This is a genomic window from Oleiphilus sp. HI0066 (assembly GCF_001635725.1).
In genome coordinates, this window is the sequence record NZ_LWFH01000924.1 from 1 (window position 1) to 802 (window position 802).

The 802-nt window shown below is 40.9% G+C and carries 1 protein-coding gene; it reads left to right on the plus strand.

What is annotated here, in order from left to right:
• Window positions 1–399: tyrosine-type recombinase/integrase (locus A3738_RS10660; RefSeq protein ID WP_156504198.1), on the plus strand; the 399-nt coding region annotated here is incomplete at its 5' end.
• Between the last annotated feature and the right edge of the window lie 403 nt (window positions 400–802).

Below are 802 nucleotides of genomic sequence, written 5' to 3' on the forward strand. Positions count from 1 at the left end.
GTGATGGTTAGAGCGCAAGTCATCCAACAAAAGACACAACATCCAGTCGTTTTTGAAATCACAAGAAAGACCCGAGAGACAATAGCGAACTGGATTGAAAGTCGTTCGCTAAGCTCCCTAGAGTATCTATTTCCTAGCAGATCAAAATTAGGAGGACATATTACAACTCGTCATTATGGCCGTATCGTAAAAAGCTGGGTGACTAGCATAGATCTCGATCCAAGCGCATACGGCACTCATAGTATGCGCCGTACTAAAGCGTCAATAATATACAAGCAAACTAAAAATCTACGCGCAGTTCAAATACTACTTGGCCATACGAGCCTTGAAAGTACAGTCAGATACTTAGGCGTTGAAGTTGATGACGCATTAGAGCTTGCGCAGAACATAGAGATCTAAATCCCCTCATTCCACAGGGCTATTTGCGGGTAGCCCTTTCTAACCCGATACTGAGTCAGGTCTGATCGAGATGCTGGACATAAGAAGCTCTTTCAACTCATCTTGGATGACTAACCAAAGTGTCTCATAGCTTAGAGAAAAACAAGTATGTAAAGACTACTATCGCTGCCACTGTTACTAAGCGTGTAAAAAATGCACATCTACCTTTAGCGGTCTCGTCAAAATCGCTGTATACCGGAGGTACTTTTTCGAACCCAAAACTTACATAGTAACCTTTGTTCAAAATGATTCCCCAAGCTGGGTAAATTACTGTACATAAAAGAAAAAAGACTCTAAATAGAAAGGACTTTAATTCAAAATCTAGGTACGAACGATAGAAGAAACTAGTTAATACGATGGTTGC